Source organism: Paenibacillus lemnae (assembly GCF_012933385.1).
GTDB lineage: Bacteria > Bacillota > Bacilli > Paenibacillales > Paenibacillaceae > Paenibacillus_AQ > Paenibacillus_AQ lemnae.
This window is the reverse complement of record NZ_JABBPN010000010.1, coordinates 90,218-109,572: the sequence shown is the minus strand read 5'-3', so window position 1 is coordinate 109,572 and position 19,355 is coordinate 90,218. Positions and strand designations below refer to the sequence as shown.

Genomic DNA, 19,355 nt, shown 5'->3' with positions numbered 1-19,355 from the left:
AATATTTGACCACCGATTCAGAGGAACAGTTTCCGTATCAGCGTTATGAAATCAAGCTGGACCCGTTGGTGAAAGCATCAGATTCCGTCGAGGTTAAATGGCAGGGCAAGTCGCTGCCGGAGCGGAAGGTCAGTCTGTATGCCTGGAAAGCGGAAGATTCAAAGTGGATCATGCTGGACAGCAGGATCGCCGGAGAAGAGGATTTTGAACTGACTTCTAAAGTGACGGCTGGACAATACGCCGTAAATGGCAGTATTTCGATTATGGTACAGGATGAGATTGCTGTTGGGGGTGCGTCTGGAGCAAGCAGACCGGTAACCGAGGATCCATACGATTTCTCTTTTGCATGGATGTCGGATACGCAGTATTACTCACAGTCGTACCCGCATATCTACCGCAAAAATGTACAGTGGCTGGCAGACAATAAAGAAGATCTGAAATTAAAATATGTGATTCATACCGGAGATCTGGTCGATAAGTCCGAGCAGGAATATCAATGGCTGGAAGCAGACCGAAATATGAAGGTGCTTGAGGATGCGCAAATTCCTTACGGCGTACTCGCAGGCAACCATGATGTCGGCCATCAGACCGGAGATTATGAAGCATACAAGAAATATTTTGGAGATTGGAGATTTAAGAATAGTCCGGTATTCGGGGGTTCCTATGACGATAACCGCGGGCATTATGATCTGATTTCGGCGGGTGGCAATGATTTCATTATCGTGTATATGGGCTGGGGACTGCAGGAGCAGGAAATTCAGTGGATGAATGAAGTGGTTGCAAAATATCCGGAACGGAAAGCGATTCTGAGTCTTCATGAATATCTGCTGGTTTCGAACAACCGGGCACCGATTGCGGATGAGATTTTTGAAAAAGTGGTAAAGCCGAACAAAAACGTGATCGCAGCTTTATCCGGTCACTACCATGATGCCGAGCTGAACACGGAAGAGCTGGATGATAACGGAGATGGCATTCCGGACCGCAAAGTGTATCAGATGCTTGCTGATTATCAGGGTGCGCCAGAAGGCGGACTGGGCTATATCCGGCTGATGCAGTTCGATGTGGCGAACAACAAGCTGCATATCAAGACCTATTCACCTTATTTGGATGATTATAATTATTATAAGCCTGACCAATTTCCGGGCAAAGACGAATTTTCTCTGGATCTCGACCTTCAGCCGAGGCTGAAGCGTGTAGCCACGGATTACATCGGTGTGAGTGTGTATACGAATGAGAAAATCGGTCAGGTGGAACAGGTGAACAGCGGGAATACTGCATCTGTAAACTGGAGCGGCCTAGCCGGAAATCAATATTATCAGTGGTATGTGAAAGCTGAGGATGACTTCAGTGGCATGACACTTTCCGATATTTGGGGATTTACTGCCTTTGCAGTCACACCTCCGGTCGTTGATCCGCCGTCCGGCGGCGGAAGCCCGGGCTCGGGTAATCCGGGTGTACCATCCCGGCCAGCGCCTCCAAAGCCTCCGGCTGGGAAACCCGAAACATCTTATCAACCTGGAAAAGGCATCACCATACCTGGGCCGGATGCATCTGGTGTTTACAGGGTAAGTGCAGCTGTGCTTCAACAGGCAGCAAACGAGTCAGCTGGATCATCAAAAACGATCTCTGTCCAGCTGCAGCAAGGTGCAGACTTGTTGAAGGATTCGTACACGCTGGAGCTGGACTATGATGCGCTGAACGAAGCGATTAACCAGAATAAACTGGCACTGCGTGTGGAAACACCAGTCTATACAATGACGCTTCCGGCTGGATCCATTCCATCTGCAAAAGGACCAGCTGGTAGTCAGCTGATTCTCAAGCTGGAGAGTGTCCCGTCCAGTCAGAACAGCGGACTCATACCGCATATGACTCAGACAGGCATAGCCTTCTCGTGGAATTTATCTGTCAAGCAGAGCGGACAGGATGAGAAGGATATGACGATAGTTTCAACGCTTATGTCCCCTGCAGTATGGACGTGGAAGCTGACAACAAAACAGATGGCAGCCATCGATCCGGATTATGCCGGAGTATATCAAGTGGTGAATGGCAAGCTCACATATGTCGGCGGGGACTTGAAGGAAAGCAGCATCTCTTTCCGCAGTAACCTTCCCGGAACATACGAGCTGCTGGAATGGCGTCCGGTGTTTGCGGATATGAATGGAAGTTGGGCGAAGGAAGTCGTTCAGAAGCTGGCCGCGAAGCACCTGATTCAAGGTGTAGAACTAAATCGTTATGCACCTGCTGAACATGTGACTCGTGCAGATTTTGCAGTGCTGGCGATGAGAGTGCTGGGACAGGATGCCGACAAGTCGGCCTACAATTTCAACGACGTTGCGCCGGAGGCCTATTATGCCGATGAGGTTGGACAGGCAGCAGCACTTGGATTGATCCAGGGATTTGACGGCAGCTTCCGTCCGAAGGAATCGATAACCCGCGAAGAAGCGGCCGTGCTGTTGAACCGGCTGATCGAGAAGCTGGAAATCAGCGAACCTGCGTTGATGGAAAGTGTATCGTTTAAGGATCAGCGTGACATCTCCCCTTGGGCTGTGGATGACGTTACAAAACTGCAGCAGATGGGTATCCTGCAAGGGAAAGGCCGAAAACAATTTGAGCCTGAGGCGGCAGTGACACGTGCCGAGCTGGCCAAGATGATGTTTGAGGTGCTTCAACTGAAATAAAGCTGTTTTAACACACTATGCGTGCCTTTAGGGGCACGCATTTTTTTATTTTTGTACATATTGGAGTAACTTTTCTCAGGCTCCAGCCGTTAAATTTGGTAAGGTCCGGTATTAAGGGAGGAATTGGAAGTGCAGATGTTAAATAAGAATAGAACCAGGTGGGTGCAGATAACCGTTATTCTGTTGATATTTTGGGTTCTGACCGGTTGTGAGTCCGTGGGTGATTCAGTCCCTGAGCAGGACGAGTCTACTTCTATTCAAGCAGTTTATTTAGCACCTAAATCCGGAGCACTGCTGAAGAAGCAGGATTTGGAATCACATCCTGAAATCTTGAAAGTACACAGCTTTAATGACCTGAAGAGCAAAGTGTCCACAGCAGAGACCGAAATTTGGATTGATTCTAGGATGGTGAAGGACGTAGATACCAACTGGCTGAATGAAGGAGAACAGCAATTTTCTCCATTAGTGCTGATCGGTTATCATGACCCGCTGTACGCCCTCAGAGAAGCGCTGACTGGATTCGGCATCGAAGGCCCGGCAGTGGAATGGGATCATGATCAAGTCCAGGGTGGATTCAGCGTCTGGATTCTTCGGGATAAGGATGAAGGTAATAGACGGGCCTCTTTGGATGGGACAGATACAGAGATTAGCATTCAAAATATTCAATCCCTGATCCAGAAACTGCAGAAGGAAGAGGAGGCGTTAAATAGTGCAGATGCAGATTAAGTATTCAGAAGACAAGGATCAGCAGGCAAGGGACGTGGCAGAAGTTTTCAAAAACTCGGGAATCAAAAGACCTTATGAGGATATTCATCGTATACAGAGAATGATTGATCAGTCCGATGTACTGATCACAGCATGGGCAGAGGGGAGAATGGTGGGTGTGGCCCGGGGATTAACCGACTATGCCTACTGCTGCTATCTGTCGGATCTGGCGGTTGATAAGAAGTACCAGAAACACGGCATAGGCAAGGAACTGATTGCCCGGGTTCAACACGCTATCGGAGAGGAGTGCTCCCTGGTACTCTTATCAGCTCCGGGAGCGGTAGACTATTATCCTCGGGTCGGCTTTACCAAATCCGACAAGGCATATGTTATCCCTAGGAAGAAGTAATATCTGGATAAGAATAAGCCATCGTATTAGCGAATTGCAATACACAAAACAAGCAGGCGATTAATCCTCTGCTGGTTTTGTGTATTTGAGTATGCTTATAGCTGCAGCCGTTCTCCCTTGAGTGAGTAAACTTTTGGATCGCAGCAATATATTTTGAGTGAAAGAAGAAAGGAGACGTGTAAGTCCCAATTAAACATTGACTTTGCTCCGTCTTAGGATTAAATTATGTAGACCGATTGTTATAATTTCACGCAAAAGAAATGAAGGAGGGATTTCGCTGTCTGCCAAATCGAATACAAAAGATGTCATCATCAACACGGCAGCCAGGCTGTTTTTTTCACAGGGGTATCATGCCACTGGACTGAATCAGATTGTTCAAGAGAGTAAGGCGCCTAAGGGATCTTTGTATCATTATTTTCCTGGTGGCAAAGAGGAATTGGCACTTGTCTGCATTGAACTTGCGAATGTGCAGATTTTGCAGGCGTTTCAGTGTACGTTCGATAAACATGACAATACAGGCGATGCGATCCGTCAATTCATTGTGGATTTGGCCTCAGAAGCAGAGGCGGCCGGATTCACGGGATTCCTGCCATTCAGCTTCTGGGCTGCTGTCGAAACCTCCTGTATCAGTCTGGAGCTGCGGACAGCCTGCCAGCGGGTGTTCTCGAACTGGCAGGATGCTATTAAGCAGCAGCTTGTCGTTGAGGGTGTACCTCTCACGGTGGCAGCTGAGACGGCACTGCTGGTCATTTCTTTAATGGAGGGCGCGCTTATTATCAGCTTGACGAATCAGAGCAAGGAGCCTTTGCTGACAGCTGCTGATTATTTGTCGGTTGTCATTAAACAGAGTTTAGGAGGAAAGTAACGTGGAAGCTACCATACCGGCTGGTCCAGGTAATGACCAGCAAGAACAACAAATATATAAGGCGGTGCCGATTTTATTCGCCATGCTGCTCAGCGGATTTATCGGGCTGTTCAGTGAGACGGCGCTGAATGTCGCACTAACCCCGCTGATGGGCTTGCTTGAGGTAGGTCCGACAACCATTCAATGGTTAACCACCGGTTATCTGCTGGTGCTGGGGGTTCTCGTGCCGGTTTCCGGCCTGCTGCTGCAGTGGTTTACAACCCGGCAGCTGTTTGTCACATCCCTGTTATTCTCGATCGCAGGCACACTGGTCGCTGCGCTTGCGCCAAGCTTTGAGATGCTGCTGGCGGCCCGCGTGCTTCAGGCAGTGGGTACAGCTCTGCTGCTGCCTTTAATGTTCAATACTATACTGGTGATCTTCCCGATTGAGAAACGTGGAGCGGCTATGGGACTGATCGGTTTGGTCATCATGTTCGCTCCTGCGAGTGGTCCAACCATCTCGGGTTTGATTTTGGCTAACCTGAGCTGGCACTGGATTTTCTGGATTTCTCTGCCGTTCTTTATCATATCGCTGGTCTGCGGCCTGCTGTTTCTGCCCAACATCTCCAGGCTGACCAAGCCGAGAATCGATCTATTGTCGATCGCCTTATCCACATTAGGCTTCGGGGGCATTGTGTATGGATTCAGCAGTGCTGGCGGTCATGGAGAGGGTGCGGGAGGCTGGAGCAGTCCGGTGGTCATCATCACCCTTGCGGTTGGCATTGTGTCACTGCTCATTTTCGCTATTCGTCAATTGAGGATGGACCAGCCTGTTATGGATCTTCGGACCTTCAAGTATCCGATGTTCACTATCGGGCTGCTGCTCATTTTTATCTGCATGATGATGCTGCTCTCATCCATGCTGATCCTGCCGATGTATTTGCAGCAGGGACTTGCCATTACCGCCCTCACAGCCGGTCTTGTGCTGCTTCCGGGCAGTCTCCTGAACGGGTTGTTGTCCCCGGTCATGGGACGCTTGTTTGATAAGTTCGGTCCAAGATGGCTTGTCATTTCGGGCATGGTCATCGTGTCGGCAGTACTGTTTCTGTATACCCGTATCGAACCATCTACACCGCTCTGGCAGCTCGTTACGATGCACATCTTTATGATGATTGCCATCTCGATGATTATGATGCCTGCTCAGACGAACGGCCTGAATCAGCTGCCGCGGGAGTATTACCCTCACGGAACAGCCATTATGAATACTCTGCAGCAGGTAGCCGGCGCGATTGGTACAGCACTTGCCGTGAGCATTTTGAGTGCAGGACAATCAAGGTATCTCAGCACAGCTGCCAATCCGGAAAGCGGTGAAACACAGCTGGCTGCGTTTACATCGGGCGTCCAGCATGCTTTTATATTCGCCTTGATTCTTGCCTTGATCGGTCTGGTCTGTGCTTTGTTTATCAAGCGAGTACAGGTTGCGAATCAGTCTAATCCGCAGGGTCCTGTTCATTAAGAACAACAGCCCTGCAGCCAGCGCACAGCGGACGGCTCTCCGGTAAGGAGCAGCTGCCCGACCTGTGCGTTTTGTTGTTTCAGCATCTTTTTGGTAACTTTTGTTCTTTCTAAGCGTCTTTAATATAATGGAAGCGGGAGAAAGGAGTTATAATATGGCCGTCAAAATATGTCCTTCCTGCGGAGAAGGGAACAAGGAACATGCCGTCATCTGCATCGTCTGCGGCACATCGCTAAAGCAAGCCTCACTTCAAGGCACGCTTAATGCGGATAAGGAGATGGACACATCTCTTTACGGTTCTCGTAGAACCTCTAAGGTGTGCAGCCACTGCCGGGAGCCGCTGGAAGAAGGGGCAATGAAGTGCAAATACTGTGGAACCTTGGCGTCGAGAGCAGCTGGCCGTGAATCTCATAACCATCATATTGAGGTACTTCCTCCTGTACCGGATAACACAGCGATGACGCTGATCATGATCTCAACAATATTAATACCGATCACCGGACTGATCATTGGCGGAGTTGCCTCCTTTAACGATGACCAGGATAAGCGGGATAGCGGGAAAATGCTGCTGTTTCTAGGGTTAGCGATCCTGGTTATTCAGATTATATTGTTTTTTATTTTTACATAAGGGTGGTCTCAATCAATCATGAAAAAAGCAGTGCTTGCAGGGGGAACCGGGTTTATCGGATCCTATCTGGAAAATGAATTGTCCCGCTTAGGATACGAAGTTATCATCATCTCCAGACAGAAGCAGCATGTTTCCTGGCAGGATCGTGATAACATCATCCAAGCGCTTGAAGGTGCGGAAATGCTTATCAATCTGGCGGGTAAATCGGTGAACTGCCGATATAATGAGAGGAATAAACAGGAGATTTTCGATTCCCGCACGGAGACGACTCAGATTTTAGGCGAAGCCGTTCTGGCTTGTGCGAAGCCTCCAGTCTTGTGGCTCAACTCCAGTACAGCAACCATTTATCGGCATGCACAAGACCGGCCCATGACGGAACAGTCGGGTGAGATCGGCTCAGGCTTTAGTGTGGAAGTGGCGAAGAAATGGGAAGAGACCTTCTTTCAATTCCAGCTGCCGTACACCAGGCAGGCCGCGCTCCGGATATCCATCGTCCTGGGTCCCGGAGGGGGTGTCATGACCCCCATGCAGAATCTGGTGCGGTTTGGCCTGGGCGGACATCAAGGCCCGGGAGACCAGATGTTCAGCTGGATTCACATTGAAGATGTACTGGGCATCATTCTGTTTCTCCGTGATCGGGAGGATCTGAGCGGTGTATTCAACTGTGCTTCTCCACAGCCGGTGACCAACCGTGAGCTGATGGCCCAGCTGCGCAGCATTCTGCACAGGCCGGTTGGCCTTCCTTCGCCGAAATGGATGCTGGAAATGGGAGCCGTCTTTATTAAAACTGAGACAGAGCTTGTGCTGAAGAGCCGCTGGGTTATTCCTGAACGCCTGCAGCAGGAAGGATACCATTTCAAGCATGATAAACTTCGCGAAGCCTTGCAGCATATTGTACAGGCGGATCGCAGCAGGTAACATCTTAAAGGTACAACCACATCCAGGAATGACGACAATAGGAGGCGTTTGCATTGAATGACAAGACCCCAATGCATACAAGTGAAGAATTGGTTATTTATAATAAGAGCGGTAAATTGATTTTGTTTGCACTTCTTTTCGTCCTTGCGGGAGTGGCTATGATGTATTCCGGCATGTCAGAAGAAGAATCCTCTATGATAATTACAATTATCGGTGCAGTAACAATTCTTTTTTTCGGACTGTGTCTGATTTATCTTATCGCACGAGCTGTAAACCGAAAGCCAGCTTTAATCATTAACGAAGAAGGTATTACGGATCATTCATCGTATGTGGAAGGCGGTCTGATTCGTTGGCATGAGATTGAGGATGTCACACTGTATGAGATGATGAACCAGCGGATGATCGGGATCAAGCTGCTTAACCCGGATGCTTTTTTATCACAGCAAAAGGGGTTTAAGAAGCTGTTGATGCGTGCCAACAAAGGCATGGTATCGGCAGAGGTTAATATTTCAGGGTCAGCCATTTCTGAGAACCTGGACAAAGTGTATCTGATCATCCTGAAAAGGTGGAAAACCGCCAAACCCATGAAACCCGATTCAAGTTCATAAGACAGAACAAAGAGATTCCTTAATGGAGTCTCTTTTTCTTGATTCTGCTAGAAAATGTGCGTTCTTCGAGTGTCTTCTGCCTGCTCGTCAGCAAACCTGCAGGAATATACTATTTTATTCAAAAGATTTGTGAGAATTGCTGCTGGACCAGGAGGGAGCGTGAATATGGTGAAAGTGCTGCTGGTCACTTATTTTCAAATTCCATTTGTTGGCGGTTTGTGGAGGTATATGCAGCAGGTGAAATACGGATTGGAGCAAGCCGGTCACGAAGTGGATATCATAGGGGACGGACTGGATGCGTTTCATCAGATTGGACAGGATGACCGGATTGCCAAGACACATTTTAAAAAGCTGCTGGATCTTAAACTGAACGCTCGATCTGCCCCAGGCCTTGTCGGGAACGATTGGGTGAAATATGCAGAGTGGGAGCGGTACTGTCTGGAGCTGACACTGGCTTCGCATCATTTGGAGCAGTATGACGTGATTCATGCCCAGGATGTACTTGCAGCAGCAGCCGTACGAAGAGTAAAGCCTGCACATATTCCGCTGATCACCAGTATTCATGCCTCAGCTGCACTGACCGTGCTGGACACGCTGCGTCACAATCCCTCCTATCCGATCCCTCTTCAGTCACCCGTCTGGAAGTACTACAGGGCAATGGAGCGGATCGGCGGTTCTGTCAGTGATAAGGTGCTGCTTGCCTCTCACTGGTTGAAAGGGATCATGACAGAGCAGTTTCAGCTTCAGGCCCATCAGATCCGTCTGATTCCATATGCTATGAATATTCAGGAGTTCGAGGAGAATATGAAAAAAAGCGGCGGACTCATCCCGAATAAACAATCCAGAAAAGTCATCATCAGCACCTCCCGATTAAGCCCGGAAAAAGGAATGGATGTGCTGTTGAAGGCACTTGGCCGTCTTCAACAGGAACGCCAGGACTGGGAGTGCTGGATCGTGGGCGATGGAGACAAAAAGGCGGAATATATCCGTCAGTGCCGAAAGCTGGGATTACGCGGAAACGTGCGCTTTCTCGGTACCCGGAATGATGTGGCATATCTGCTTGCACAGGCTGATATTTTTGTCATGCCAAGCCTGATGGAGACCCTTTCGTATTCCGTCATGGAAGCCCAGACCGCAGGGCTGGCCATCGCTTCATCGAGCGCAGGAGGGTTAAGTGAGGCCATTCGGCATCAGCGGGACGGCCTGCTCTCACCACCCGGCAGCGATGAAGCATTGTGCCAAAACCTGAACCTGCTGCTTCGGGATGACCGGCTGAGGGAGAAGCTGGGGCGTCGTGCCAAGAAGTTTGCACTGAAGAACCGTTCGCTGGATGGGATGATGGCTGCTTTGATTCAGGTTTATACAAAAGCGATCTCGCAGAAGCAGCATGGAACCGCCGGATCTGAAACGCCGCGCAAGCAGAAGTCAGTGAGAGGCCTGCGCATTTCAGCAGATCATTATAACAGCTTGTTTGTGAAGCCATTGTTTCATCCTGATCAGCATGTGAATCGTGAAGTTTGGGACCGGGCTGTCTTGAAACTGCCTCCTGGATACAAGCTGCCGGATATGAGAGTGATTCAGGAGATGAGAAGAGACTAGGGAAGCCGATCATTTTTTTCAAAGAAAGAAGGGGCACACGGTATGGGGACTTCCAACTGGCAGAATATTTCGTTTTGTGTAGAACAAATCCGAATGATCTCACCGAACCGGGTACTGGATATTGGTGTAGGCTTCGGACGATGGGGGATGCTGTGCCGTGAGTTTTTGGAGGTATGGAACGGACGTGTCTTTCGCAAACAGTGGCGTGTCCGGATTGAAGGGGTAGAGATTTTCCCGAAAAATGTGGACCCGTACCATGCTTATTTTTATAACCAGATTCATATTGGAGATGCCTATGATTTCGTGCACGCTGCGGACCCGCAGCAGTATGATCTCATTATACTAGGGGACGTGCTGGAGCACTTTGATAAAGTCAGGGCAGTTTCATTATTGAACGCCTGCTTGATGAAAGGGAGATTCGTCATGCTGAATATTCCAATCGGAAGCAACTGGCCGCAGGGAACGGTATACGGGAATGCACATGAAACACACCGGAGCACATGGACCACACAGGAGCTGGATCAGTATCCAGTGAAAGCAAAGCAGCATTTCAAAGACTATATAAACCGTGATTTCTCCACCTATGTGTATTCAAGATATTAACATGCTGGAGGCATGATTATGAGTGGATACGTAAGAGCAGAAGTGCCGGTTGAACTATTATTTACTGAAAAAATAGGTGAAGGCCGAAAGTGTGAGATCCCTCATTATACCGATACATGGTATGAGCATCACCTGCGTACAGCAGACCAGCCGATCATGAAGCTGCACAGTCATAAACAGCTGTTCCGCTATTTCTCCGGATATAGCGAATATCCCACGGAATATCTGGAATGGTATCGCACGATTTATAATACTAGAGGATTAAAGCCGCCAATGAAGGATCGTGAGGTGATTCAGCACAGAGCAGAACATTTCAAACTCATGACTTCATCACTGGAAGCCGGGGGCGGATACTTTCAATATGAGCCGCCCATCGTGACGTACAATCGGAACGGCGGTTATTTTAACCTGAATGACGGACATCATCGCGTTGTCTTTTTATATTTGCAGGGCCGTAGGATAATTCGTGTGAAAATGACGAGGGAAGACTATACCCACTGGATTCATTCTGATGTCATCCCGAACGTATCCGCTGCATTCCGGAAACATAACCGTAAGCTGCTGTATACACCAATTCTGCATCCGGCTTTTTATCATATGCCCAGTGAGCGGGATGGCAGCTACCCGACCCGGCTGGATTTGATGATGGATGGCATGCGAGACCTATCGTTAAGAGGCAAAAGGGTATTGGATATTGGCTGTAATACAGGCTATTTTGCTCGTCATTTTGCAAGAGAAGGAGCCGAGGTCACCGGATTGGAGCCGATGACAGAGCATGTAGACCTGGCCGTACAGCTGAATGTGCTGGAGCGGGTGAATTTTAATCTGCTGCCCGAGCGATTGGAGAGGACCTTGAATTTACAAACCTATGATATCGGTATCCTGCTTACGGTGTTCTATCATGTTATGAATGACATCCATATCAGGGATGTCTTTCTTTCCCGAATCGATCAGTGTATCAGTCATATGCTGATTTGGGAATCCGGAAGTCATCCGGAACACGAGAAGACTCTCATTATGGGGCACACAGGGTTCAAACATTATGTGAAGCTGGCTCAAACTTCGGGAACGGGTAAAACCAGAGAGCTGGGTTATTTTCTGAAGCCATGATCAGAGGGGTACAAAAAGTAAAAAGCATTGGAGCCGCTTGTCAACACAAGACGTTCCAATGCTTTTATTTGAATCAAGATGTAAATGAAATTTCTTTACCTTGCTCGGAAGAGTCATAGATAGCCTGAATCATTTTGGCAGAAACAATAACCGTATCGATATGCGATGGCAGTTTCTCGCCTGTCCGGATGCTGTTCAGGAACGCATCGATTTCCGACTGGAACTGATCCTGCTTATTAAACTTGGGCGTGCTCTCCATAAGTGCGCCGTTCTTGGCGCCGAAGAGCTTGAAGTCGCCGCCGTAGTTCAGGCGAATGCCTGCCTTGTCGCCCAGAAAGTCGATATACATTTCTTCTTCACCAATGTTTTGCGCCCAGGAGCCGTTCATGGAGATGGTAGGCCCCTCTGTGCGGATCAGTGCGGTCACAAAATCATCGACATCATATGTACCTTCAAATTTCGGCGGCCCTGCCCACATGTTCATATAAGCATATTCTTTCATATCCCGGCCCAGCTTGGAGTAGGCCTGAGCAGTAACGGTTTTCGGTTTAGGGTCACCTGAACAGTACATAACGATGTCCAGATAATGAATGCCCCAGTCAATCATCACACCGCCGCCAGATATTGCACGTGTTGTGAACGCTCCGCCCAGACCCGGAATGGAACGGTGGGCACGGAAGCTGGCATAAATATGATACAGTTCACCCAGCTCGCCATCTTCAATCATGTTCTTGATAATATTGACCGCTGTGTTGAAGCGGTTGACGACACCAATAAGAAGTATTTTCCCGGTTTCCTGGGCCACTTTTTGCATTTCCAGCGCTTCCTCGTATGTGCGGGCAGCCGGTTTTTCGCACAGGACATGCTTACCTGCTTTTAGAAATTCAATTGAAACCGATGCATGAACATGGTTTGGCGTGCACACGGATACAGCATCAAGATCCGGATCATCCAGAATATCCTTGTAATTCTGAACCGCGGTTCCGCAGCCATGTTCTTTCACAAGCTCTTCAGCAAGAGCCAGATTAAAGTCGCAAAAATATTTTATTTCCGCTCCCGGGCTTTTTAAATATGCGGGGATATGAGCTGCTTTCGCTATTCCGCCGCATCCGATAATGGCAATTTTCAACGTTTCTTTCATGTGATCCCTCCTGATTGCATGTGCGTTTCTACCTATATTACAACACTCACAGGTTAAAATTACAATTTCAATCCTGTAATCATGATGTCATACCTTATAAAAGATGAATTGACGGCGTTTGCAGCAGCCGTTAAGATGTGGATGCGCGGGACCAGTGATATGCTGGATACAATCAAGAAGCGGGGCCCGTCGTCCGTCCCATGATATTACATGTGTTCATCATATTTCAATTCTGCAGTACACAATGGTACATGCCCATGATAAAATCACAGTAACACCAGAGCTTCACAGTACCATTTTATTTTAAATTGGCTTTTTGATAGTGACCGGGTACTGGGATCTCTTCCTTATACATATGAGAATGTTCCACTGCCGTCTGGGGGGCCTTGTGCGATCGTGTCGGGCTGGACCGTCGCTGAAATTGCTTCCGGGTTAATGATGGGATTATTGAAAGACAAACTGGCTGGCTTTCATCAAGTAACCGAGAGAGCCTGAAAAGGAGCAGAAGCATGCCATTAGTAGATATGCCGTTAGATAAACTGAAAGAGTACCAGGGGATAAACCCGAAGCCGGCAGATTTTGATGCCTTTTGGGATGCTGCGCTGAAAGAGCTGGATGGGGTAGATCCGCAAGCCCGTTTTGTCAAAAACGGACCCAAGCTCCCGCACGCGGAATGTTATGACTTGTATTTTAAAAGCGTTCGGGGTGCCGAAATCCATGCGAAGTATGTGAAGCCGTCGAACATCTCTAATCCGGTTCCAGCTGTACTTCAGTTTCACGGATATACCGGCGGATCCGGTGATTGGTCCGAAAAGCTGACCTTTGTCTCTCAAGGCTTCGCCGTGGCTGCGATGGATTGCCGCGGACAAGGAGGACTTTCGGAAGACACCGGCGGCGTGAAAGGGACGACATATCAGGGACATATCATCCGGGGCCTTGATGACAGTCCGGAACAACTGCTGTTCCGCCATATTTTCCTGGACACGGTCCAGTTGGCGAGAGTGATCATGAGTCTGCCGGAAATCGACGAAGCCCGTGTCGTATCCAGCGGGGGTTCCCAAGGCGGAGCGCTGTCGCTTGCCTGTGCTGCCCTGGAGCCGCGGATTGTCAAGACGGTTTCCGTATTTCCGTTTCTGTGTGATTACAGACGGGTATGGGAGATGGATTTGGCAAAAGGCGCCTATCAGGAGCTGCAAACCTTCTTCCGTCATTTCGATCCACGTCATGAAAGGGAAGATGAGATCTTTTATCGCCTCGGTTATATTGATGTACAGCATTTGGCACCAAGAATTCAAGCTGAGGTGCTGATGGGCAGCGGATTGATGGACACCATATGTCCGCCATCGACTCAATTTGCTGCCTATAACAAGATCAAAACCGCCAAACAGGTGAAGATATATCCGGATTTTGGTCATGAAGGACTGCCGGGGTTCAATGATATTGCCATGGAATTTTTACTGGATATTTAAACTGTAATCAGGGAGGTCAGTGACATGGAGATCTTGCAAGAGTCAGGAAAAACGCTGCTGCATATCCGCAGTCACTTCCAGGGTCTCACCAAGACAGAGCAAAAAGCGGCCAAATATATTATGGAGCACGCACCGGAGGTCATCTACCTGTCGGTAACCGAGCTTGCCAGCCGGGCCGATGTCGGGGAAACAACGGTACTGAGGCTGTGCCGCAAGCTGAAGTTTCAAGGTTTTCAGGATTTCAAACTGTCTCTGGCCCAGGATCTGGTTCAGCCGATGGATTATTTGCACACCGAGATTACCGATCAGGATGATGCAGCCTCACTGACTCAAAAGCTGATCACGTCGCATATCCATACCCTGGAACAGACCCGGGAACTTTTAAACCCGGAGGAACTGGGGAAAGCGGTGGACATTTTGTATGAAGCCGCAGATATTCAGTTCTTCGGAGTCGGATCTTCCGGGCTGACCGCTGTCCAGGCGGCTCAGAGCTTCCTACGGATCGGTAAGCGGAGTGGAGCGGGGACTGATACGCACTTTCAGGCTGTGGAAGCAGCGCTGATGACCGGACAATCGGTCGCGGTAGGAATTTCTATATCGGGCAGCACCAAGGACACGAACGATAATTTAATGCTTGCCAAAAGAGCAGGGGCCCGCATCATTGCCGTTACGAGCAATGCCCGCTCACCGATCACCAAGATCGCAGACATCGTCCTGTTGATGGTCGCAAGGGAGAACCCGCTGCAGAGCAGCTCGCTGTCAGCCAAGATTTCTCAGCTCTCAATTATCGACCTGTTGAATGCCGGCGTATCTTTACGGATGAAGGATCAGGCTTTGAAATACAAGGAGCTTACCGCGAAAGCAACGTCGGATAAATTATACTGAAAGTTTAAGGCCCGGCTGAACGCCGGGCCTTTCCTATGGAGGCAGACTTTTTATACACCGGCAGGTAAAGCGATTAAACGATACTCATACGGTTTTACCACAAGATTGCCTGCTGATATCGATACTCCGGTAAGTTTATCCGTTCCGTTCATTGGTAGGGTGACGCTTCCACCCTGACCATTCATATTGATGATCACCCACAGATCTTCATGATGAGATTTCCGGGGAATGACAATGGTGCCTTGGGTAAAGGGAAGCAGCCGCTTTACATTGGCTTCTTGTCCGTAATGAATCAGTATCTGTTCCAGCATTTCGCTTCCTTCTTCTTCAGCCGGCATCGATCCCAGCAGGACAAGCTTACCCAGCCCCCGTCTGTATTCCGTCAGGAAGGACATGCCGGGTGAAGGACCGCCGAGCAGTGTCCCCATACTGACAGCTTCAACCGGTTTAAACACGGTGCTCCACAGAGACAAGGGAGCTGTTACCCCGAATGCTTCACCCAGGGTGCCCGTTCCGTCCATATCGTAGGTGAATATGGTTTCCGCACCGGTGAATTTCTCTAAATCCCCCAAGCCCGCGTTAGTTGGCACTGTATGTTCTTCTGTTCTTACCGCAGTCATCGGTCCGACAATCCAGATTCCCCCGTTGTCGACAAACGCCAGAGCCTGATTCATATAATCCGAAGATAAATGCGGGACGAATGGAGTCCACAACAGCTTATATCCCGCCATTGATGCACCTTCTGGAATCAGATCCCGGTGCATGCCAGTTTGCAGCATGACGTCGTATACGAGGCTCACTAATCCCCGGTGGCGCAGCTTCCCATGAGACTCTGTCGTTAGAAAGGCTTTAGCTCGATCGGAATAGGTGATTGCAGCTTCAGCACGTACAGGCCGGCTGTTCAGGATAGCGGATTCAATGGATTTCCTGGCCGCTTCTGCTTCCAGGACATTTTCGTAGCCTATGCCGGGTTTGCCCCAAGCACTGACAATAGAGCCGTGAGGCTGTTCGCAGCCGGACCGCTGCTGCCGCCACAGCCAGTAACAGAATCCTTCGGCTCCTGAAGCATAGGCGGCCACCGCTTCAGCGGCCAGATAGCCGTTAGGATGAGGTGTGCCGCTCCCGGCAATGGAACCTGCGTGCGAAGGACTCGTCTCCATAATCCAGAATGGATGGTCTGGTTTGAAATTTCTGAACAGATCACAGTTCAGCATATATGCACTGTAGTGGGCTGCGCTGGCGTACGTATCATAAGATGCGAAATCTAGGGACCGGAACAGCCTCTCGTTATCAACGTGAAAAGCCATGCTGCTGTTATGGGTTACCGGCACGGGGGAAGATCGGCGGATGATAGCTGCTTGTTCCTCAGCGAACTCTGCAATCTTTTCCATGGAGAACAATTGGTACATGGTTTGCAGGGAGGAGTTGTGCAGGAAGGGAGTAGGGCCAGGCTGAGGGACCTGTCTGAAATCTTGATAAGATTGGCTCCAGACGCGGGTACCCCAGCATTCATTCAGGTGCTCCACTTGACCGTACCGCTGTTCCAGCCATTCATGCCACAGATCCCGGCAGACATCACACATGCATGCAGATACGTGAGCCTTGAACTCATTGTCGAGCTGCCAGGCTATAAGGCCCGGGAGCTGCCCGAGTTCCTGTGCCAGCCGATCAGTAATAATGGACGCTTTCTCCCGGAAATATGGATGATTCGTGCAAGCATGCTGGCGTGATCCATGACCTAACCGGGTTCCTTCTGTGTTAACAAACAGACGCTCTGGGTGACCGTGTGAATACCATACCGGCGGTGTAGCAGTAGGGGTGCACATAATCGTTTCAATGCCCGCTTCATGAAGCTGTCCAATTACTTGCACCAGCAGTCCCAGCTCAATATGTCCCTCCTGCGGCTCCACAGTGGACCATAAAAATTCACCAATCCGGACCACGTTAATCCCAATCTCTTCCATCCATGAAATATCATTGCTCACAACTTCTGCGCTCCATAGTTCAGGGTAAAAGGCCGTGCCATGATATAGTTTTTTTAACATCCATGTTCACTCCATCTTTATGGGATGATAACCATCTATCTTTATCCCATCATACGGAACGAGGGCTTAAGTTCAATCAGACTTTATTGCAGCTGAATCACCAAGGATTTCACTTTTTTGCCAGCTTTGCACTTTCTAGAAATATGCTTGTATAGTCCCTGTTCTGTATCTTCAAAAATGTCTCATTGCCGAAAATGAAAGCGCTATATCATAATTATCCCAATCGCACTCACAGTGACGAAAGACAGATGGAGGTGGAGAACCTATGGGACAGATTTCAGCCCAGAATCATATTCCGCATATATCAAAAAAGACGCCTTGGCGTTCAAGTATCATGAACAGGCTGCGCAGGGACAAATGGCTGTATCTGTTATTGCTGCCTGGACTGCTTTACTTTGTCGTCTTCAAGTATTTTCCGATGTGGGGAATACTGCTTGCTTTTCAGAATTACCAGCCGTTCACAGGTTTTTGGAAAAGTGAGTGGGTTGGCTTGGAGCATTTTCGTCTCTTTTTCGAGAATCCAGAGTTTTATATGCTGCTGCGCAACACGCTGCTGCTGTCGTTCTATAATCTCATATTCTTTTTTCCAGCGCCGATCATCTTTGCGCTTTTATTAAACGAAGTCCGTCAGGTCTTTTTCAAACGCACAATCCAAACCATGATTTATGTTCCGCATTTTATTTCCATGGTCATTGTGGCGAGCTTGACCTACGTATTCCTTACCACGGAAGGAGGAACGGTCAATGAGCTGATTTTTCAATATACGGGTGACAAAATTCAATTCCTGTCTGATCCATCATGGTTTCGGCCTATCATTATTCTTCAGACGATATGGAAGGAATGCGGTTGGGGAACGATCATCTTTCTGGCCGCGCTGGCTGCTGTGGATGTGGAACAGTATGAAGCGGCAACCATTGACGGAGCGAACCGCTGGAGACAGACCTGGCATATTACACTTCCGGCCATTCGCAGCACCATCGTCATTCTTCTGATCCTGCGGATGGGCAGTGTGCTGGACAACGGATTTGAACAGATTTATTTGATGCTGAATCCGCTAAATCGTTCCGTGGGAGAGGTCTTCGATACATATGTCTACGCGATGGGTATTACGCAGGGTGCTTTCAGCTATAGTACAGCTGTTGGCCTGTTCAAATCAGTTGTAGGGGTTATTCTAGTCCTCGGAGCTAACTGGCTGGCAAAAAGATTCGGTCAATCCGGACTTTACTAATGAAGGAAAGGGGATGCGATTCATGGCCAAAACATATAGAACACCGGCCGGTATGACCTTCGATACAATAAACTATATTGTGCTTACATTATTCGGACTGGCTGCCGTGCTGCCATTCGTCTATGTCATCGCAGGTTCTTTTGCCTCGGATGCGGAACTGACCTCCAGAGCAGTGTTCTTTATTCCAAAATCATTCACATTAAATGCCTATGAATTTATCTTTTCAACAGACACGATTGTGAGAAGTATCGGCATTTCCCTTTATGTGACGGTGATCGGTACATTGGTCAATCTGTTTTTCACGCTCACGATGGCTTATGCTTTAGCCAAAAGAGGATTGTACGGCCGAAATCTCGTACTGAATCTCGTCATTTTCTCCATGCTGTTTGGTGGGGGGATGATTCCGACCTATCTGGTTGTCAAAGAACTTCATCTTCTGGATTCGCTCTGGGCGCTCATGCTTCCCGGCGCGATCAGCGCATTCAACCTGATTATTGTCAAAAACTTCTTTCAAGAAATTCCTATTGAGATCGAAGAAGCTGGCCGAATAGACGGCTGTTCAGAAATAGGCCTGCTTGGCCGGATTGTACTGCCGCTGTCTATGCCAGTCATTGCTACCTTCACATTGTTCTACGCGGTCGGACACTGGAATGATTTCTTTGCCTCACTACTGTATATCAACAATCCTGAGAAATGGCCGCTGCAGGTGATGCTGCGCCAGATTGTTCTGCTGTCCCAGGCAGCAGCGGGGGATTTGAACTCCATGGATCCCAATTTTGTTAAGCCGCCGGATCAATCGATTAAAATGGCGGTCATCGTGGTAGGAACCATTCCGATTTTATGCGTGTACCCGTTCCTTCAAAAGCATTTTGCCAAAGGCGTCCTGCTGGGATCGGTTAAAGGGTAAACGTCCGATTTTGGAAAAGCGCATTCCTGGTGTATCCTCGCCGCGGTCAGCTTACATATCAG

The 19,355-nt window shown here is 48.9% G+C and carries 17 protein-coding genes; 15 read left to right on the top strand and 2 right to left on the bottom strand.

Going from position 1 to position 19,355, the window contains the following annotated elements:
- Nucleotides 1–5 precede the first annotated feature (5 nt).
- The 11 genes from HII30_RS12340 to HII30_RS12290 all read left to right on the top strand — a co-directional run bounded on the left by HII30_RS12340 (nt 6) and on the right by HII30_RS12290 (nt 11,618).
- Nucleotides 6–2,678 (top strand): S-layer homology domain-containing protein, encoded by a 2,673-nt coding sequence (locus HII30_RS12340; RefSeq protein WP_169505341.1) that lies wholly within the window; start codon nt 6–8, stop codon nt 2,676–2,678.
- A 162-nt stretch (nt 2,679–2,840) separates the two neighbouring features.
- Entirely contained in the window at nt 2,841–3,404 is a 564-nt protein-coding gene (locus tag HII30_RS12335; RefSeq protein ID WP_169505340.1) for a hypothetical protein, read from the top strand.
- Entirely contained in the window at nt 3,394–3,792 is a 399-nt protein-coding gene (locus tag HII30_RS12330) for a GNAT family N-acetyltransferase (protein ID WP_169505396.1), read from the top strand. The genes HII30_RS12335 and HII30_RS12330 overlap by 11 nt, the downstream gene beginning before the upstream one ends.
- A gap of 196 nt (nt 3,793–3,988) precedes the next feature.
- A complete protein-coding gene (locus HII30_RS12325; protein ID WP_246246336.1) occupies nt 3,989–4,657 on the top strand; it encodes a TetR/AcrR family transcriptional regulator in 669 nt (222 codons plus the stop codon).
- 82 nt (nt 4,658–4,739) lie between these two features.
- Entirely contained in the window at nt 4,740–6,152 is a 1,413-nt protein-coding gene (locus HII30_RS12320) for a DHA2 family efflux MFS transporter permease subunit (protein WP_169505394.1), read from the top strand.
- Nucleotides 6,153–6,306: 154 nt separating this feature from the next.
- Entirely contained in the window at nt 6,307–6,780 is a 474-nt protein-coding gene (locus HII30_RS12315) for a double zinc ribbon domain-containing protein (protein WP_169505339.1), read from the top strand.
- Between the two features lie 15 nt (nt 6,781–6,795).
- The gene (locus HII30_RS12310) at nt 6,796–7,698 is read left to right on the top strand and encodes a TIGR01777 family oxidoreductase (protein WP_169505393.1); all 903 of its coding nucleotides are present in this window, start codon (nt 6,796–6,798) and stop codon (nt 7,696–7,698) included.
- Nucleotides 7,699–7,751: 53 nt separating this feature from the next.
- On the top strand, nt 7,752–8,306 hold the full coding sequence (locus HII30_RS12305; protein ID WP_169505338.1) for an STM3941 family protein: 555 nt from the start codon (nt 7,752–7,754) through the stop codon (nt 8,304–8,306).
- Between the two features lie 165 nt (nt 8,307–8,471).
- The gene (locus tag HII30_RS12300; RefSeq protein WP_246246349.1) at nt 8,472–9,905 is read left to right on the top strand and encodes a glycosyltransferase family 4 protein; all 1,434 of its coding nucleotides are present in this window, start codon (nt 8,472–8,474) and stop codon (nt 9,903–9,905) included.
- 42 nt (nt 9,906–9,947) lie between these two features.
- Nucleotides 9,948–10,508, top strand: coding sequence for a class I SAM-dependent methyltransferase (locus HII30_RS12295; protein WP_169505336.1), 561 nt, complete (start codon nt 9,948–9,950; stop codon nt 10,506–10,508).
- Nucleotides 10,509–10,526: 18 nt separating this feature from the next.
- Nucleotides 10,527–11,618: a class I SAM-dependent methyltransferase gene (locus HII30_RS12290; RefSeq protein WP_169505335.1), complete on the top strand. Its 1,092-nt coding sequence runs from the start codon at nt 10,527–10,529 to the stop codon at nt 11,616–11,618.
- Between the two features lie 73 nt (nt 11,619–11,691).
- Here HII30_RS12290 and HII30_RS12285 read toward each other — a convergent pair whose 3' ends face one another.
- Complete coding sequence (locus HII30_RS12285; RefSeq protein WP_169505334.1) at nt 11,692–12,759, bottom strand: Gfo/Idh/MocA family protein; 1,068 nt, start codon at nt 12,757–12,759, stop codon at nt 11,692–11,694.
- Nucleotides 12,760–13,268: 509 nt separating this feature from the next.
- Here HII30_RS12285 and HII30_RS12280 point away from each other — a divergent pair.
- Both HII30_RS12280 and HII30_RS12275 read left to right on the top strand, forming a co-directional pair.
- Nucleotides 13,269–14,228, top strand: a complete 960-nt coding sequence (locus HII30_RS12280; protein ID WP_169505333.1) for an acetylxylan esterase — start codon at nt 13,269–13,271, stop codon at nt 14,226–14,228.
- Nucleotides 14,229–14,252: 24 nt separating this feature from the next.
- On the top strand, nt 14,253–15,113 hold the full coding sequence (locus tag HII30_RS12275) for a MurR/RpiR family transcriptional regulator (protein ID WP_169505332.1): 861 nt from the start codon (nt 14,253–14,255) through the stop codon (nt 15,111–15,113).
- Between the two features lie 50 nt (nt 15,114–15,163).
- Here HII30_RS12275 and HII30_RS12270 read toward each other — a convergent pair whose 3' ends face one another.
- Nucleotides 15,164–17,158, bottom strand: a complete 1,995-nt coding sequence (locus tag HII30_RS12270; RefSeq protein WP_169505331.1) for a beta-galactosidase — start codon at nt 17,156–17,158, stop codon at nt 15,164–15,166.
- A 265-nt stretch (nt 17,159–17,423) separates the two neighbouring features.
- Between HII30_RS12270 and HII30_RS12265 the strand changes: the two genes are divergently transcribed.
- Together HII30_RS12265 and HII30_RS12260 are read left to right on the top strand one after the other, a co-directional pair.
- Nucleotides 17,424–18,386, top strand: coding sequence for an ABC transporter permease (locus tag HII30_RS12265; RefSeq protein ID WP_169505330.1), 963 nt, complete (start codon nt 17,424–17,426; stop codon nt 18,384–18,386).
- 22 nt (nt 18,387–18,408) lie between these two features.
- Nucleotides 18,409–19,293: a carbohydrate ABC transporter permease gene (locus tag HII30_RS12260; RefSeq protein ID WP_169505329.1), complete on the top strand. Its 885-nt coding sequence runs from the start codon at nt 18,409–18,411 to the stop codon at nt 19,291–19,293.
- The last annotated feature ends 62 nt before the right edge of the window (nt 19,294–19,355 follow it).

Bases quoted from the DNA above. Each gene is read 5' to 3' on its own strand.
- HII30_RS12330 (WP_169505396.1), top strand. From the start codon at position 3,394: ATGCAGATTAAGTATTCAGAAGACAAGGATCAGCAGGCAAGGGACGTG.
- HII30_RS12320 (WP_169505394.1), top strand. From the start codon at position 4,740: ATGCTGCTCAGCGGATTTATCGGGCTGTTCAGTGAGACGGCGCTGAAT.
- HII30_RS12315 (WP_169505339.1), top strand. From the start codon at position 6,307: ATGGCCGTCAAAATATGTCCTTCCTGCGGAGAAGGGAACAAGGAACAT.
- HII30_RS12300 (WP_246246349.1), top strand. From the start codon at position 8,472: ATGGTGAAAGTGCTGCTGGTCACTTATTTTCAAATTCCATTTGTTGGC.
- HII30_RS12295 (WP_169505336.1), top strand. From the start codon at position 9,948: ATGGGGACTTCCAACTGGCAGAATATTTCGTTTTGTGTAGAACAAATC.
- HII30_RS12290 (WP_169505335.1), top strand. From the start codon at position 10,527: ATGAGTGGATACGTAAGAGCAGAAGTGCCGGTTGAACTATTATTTACT.
- HII30_RS12285 (WP_169505334.1), bottom strand. From the start codon at position 12,759: ATGAAAGAAACGTTGAAAATTGCCATTATCGGATGCGGCGGAATAGCG.
- HII30_RS12280 (WP_169505333.1), top strand. From the start codon at position 13,269: ATGCCATTAGTAGATATGCCGTTAGATAAACTGAAAGAGTACCAGGGG.
- HII30_RS12275 (WP_169505332.1), top strand. From the start codon at position 14,253: ATGGAGATCTTGCAAGAGTCAGGAAAAACGCTGCTGCATATCCGCAGT.
- HII30_RS12270 (WP_169505331.1), bottom strand. From the start codon at position 17,158: ATGTTAAAAAAACTATATCATGGCACGGCCTTTTACCCTGAACTATGG.
- HII30_RS12265 (WP_169505330.1), top strand. From the start codon at position 17,424: ATGGGACAGATTTCAGCCCAGAATCATATTCCGCATATATCAAAAAAG.
- HII30_RS12260 (WP_169505329.1), top strand. From the start codon at position 18,409: ATGGCCAAAACATATAGAACACCGGCCGGTATGACCTTCGATACAATA.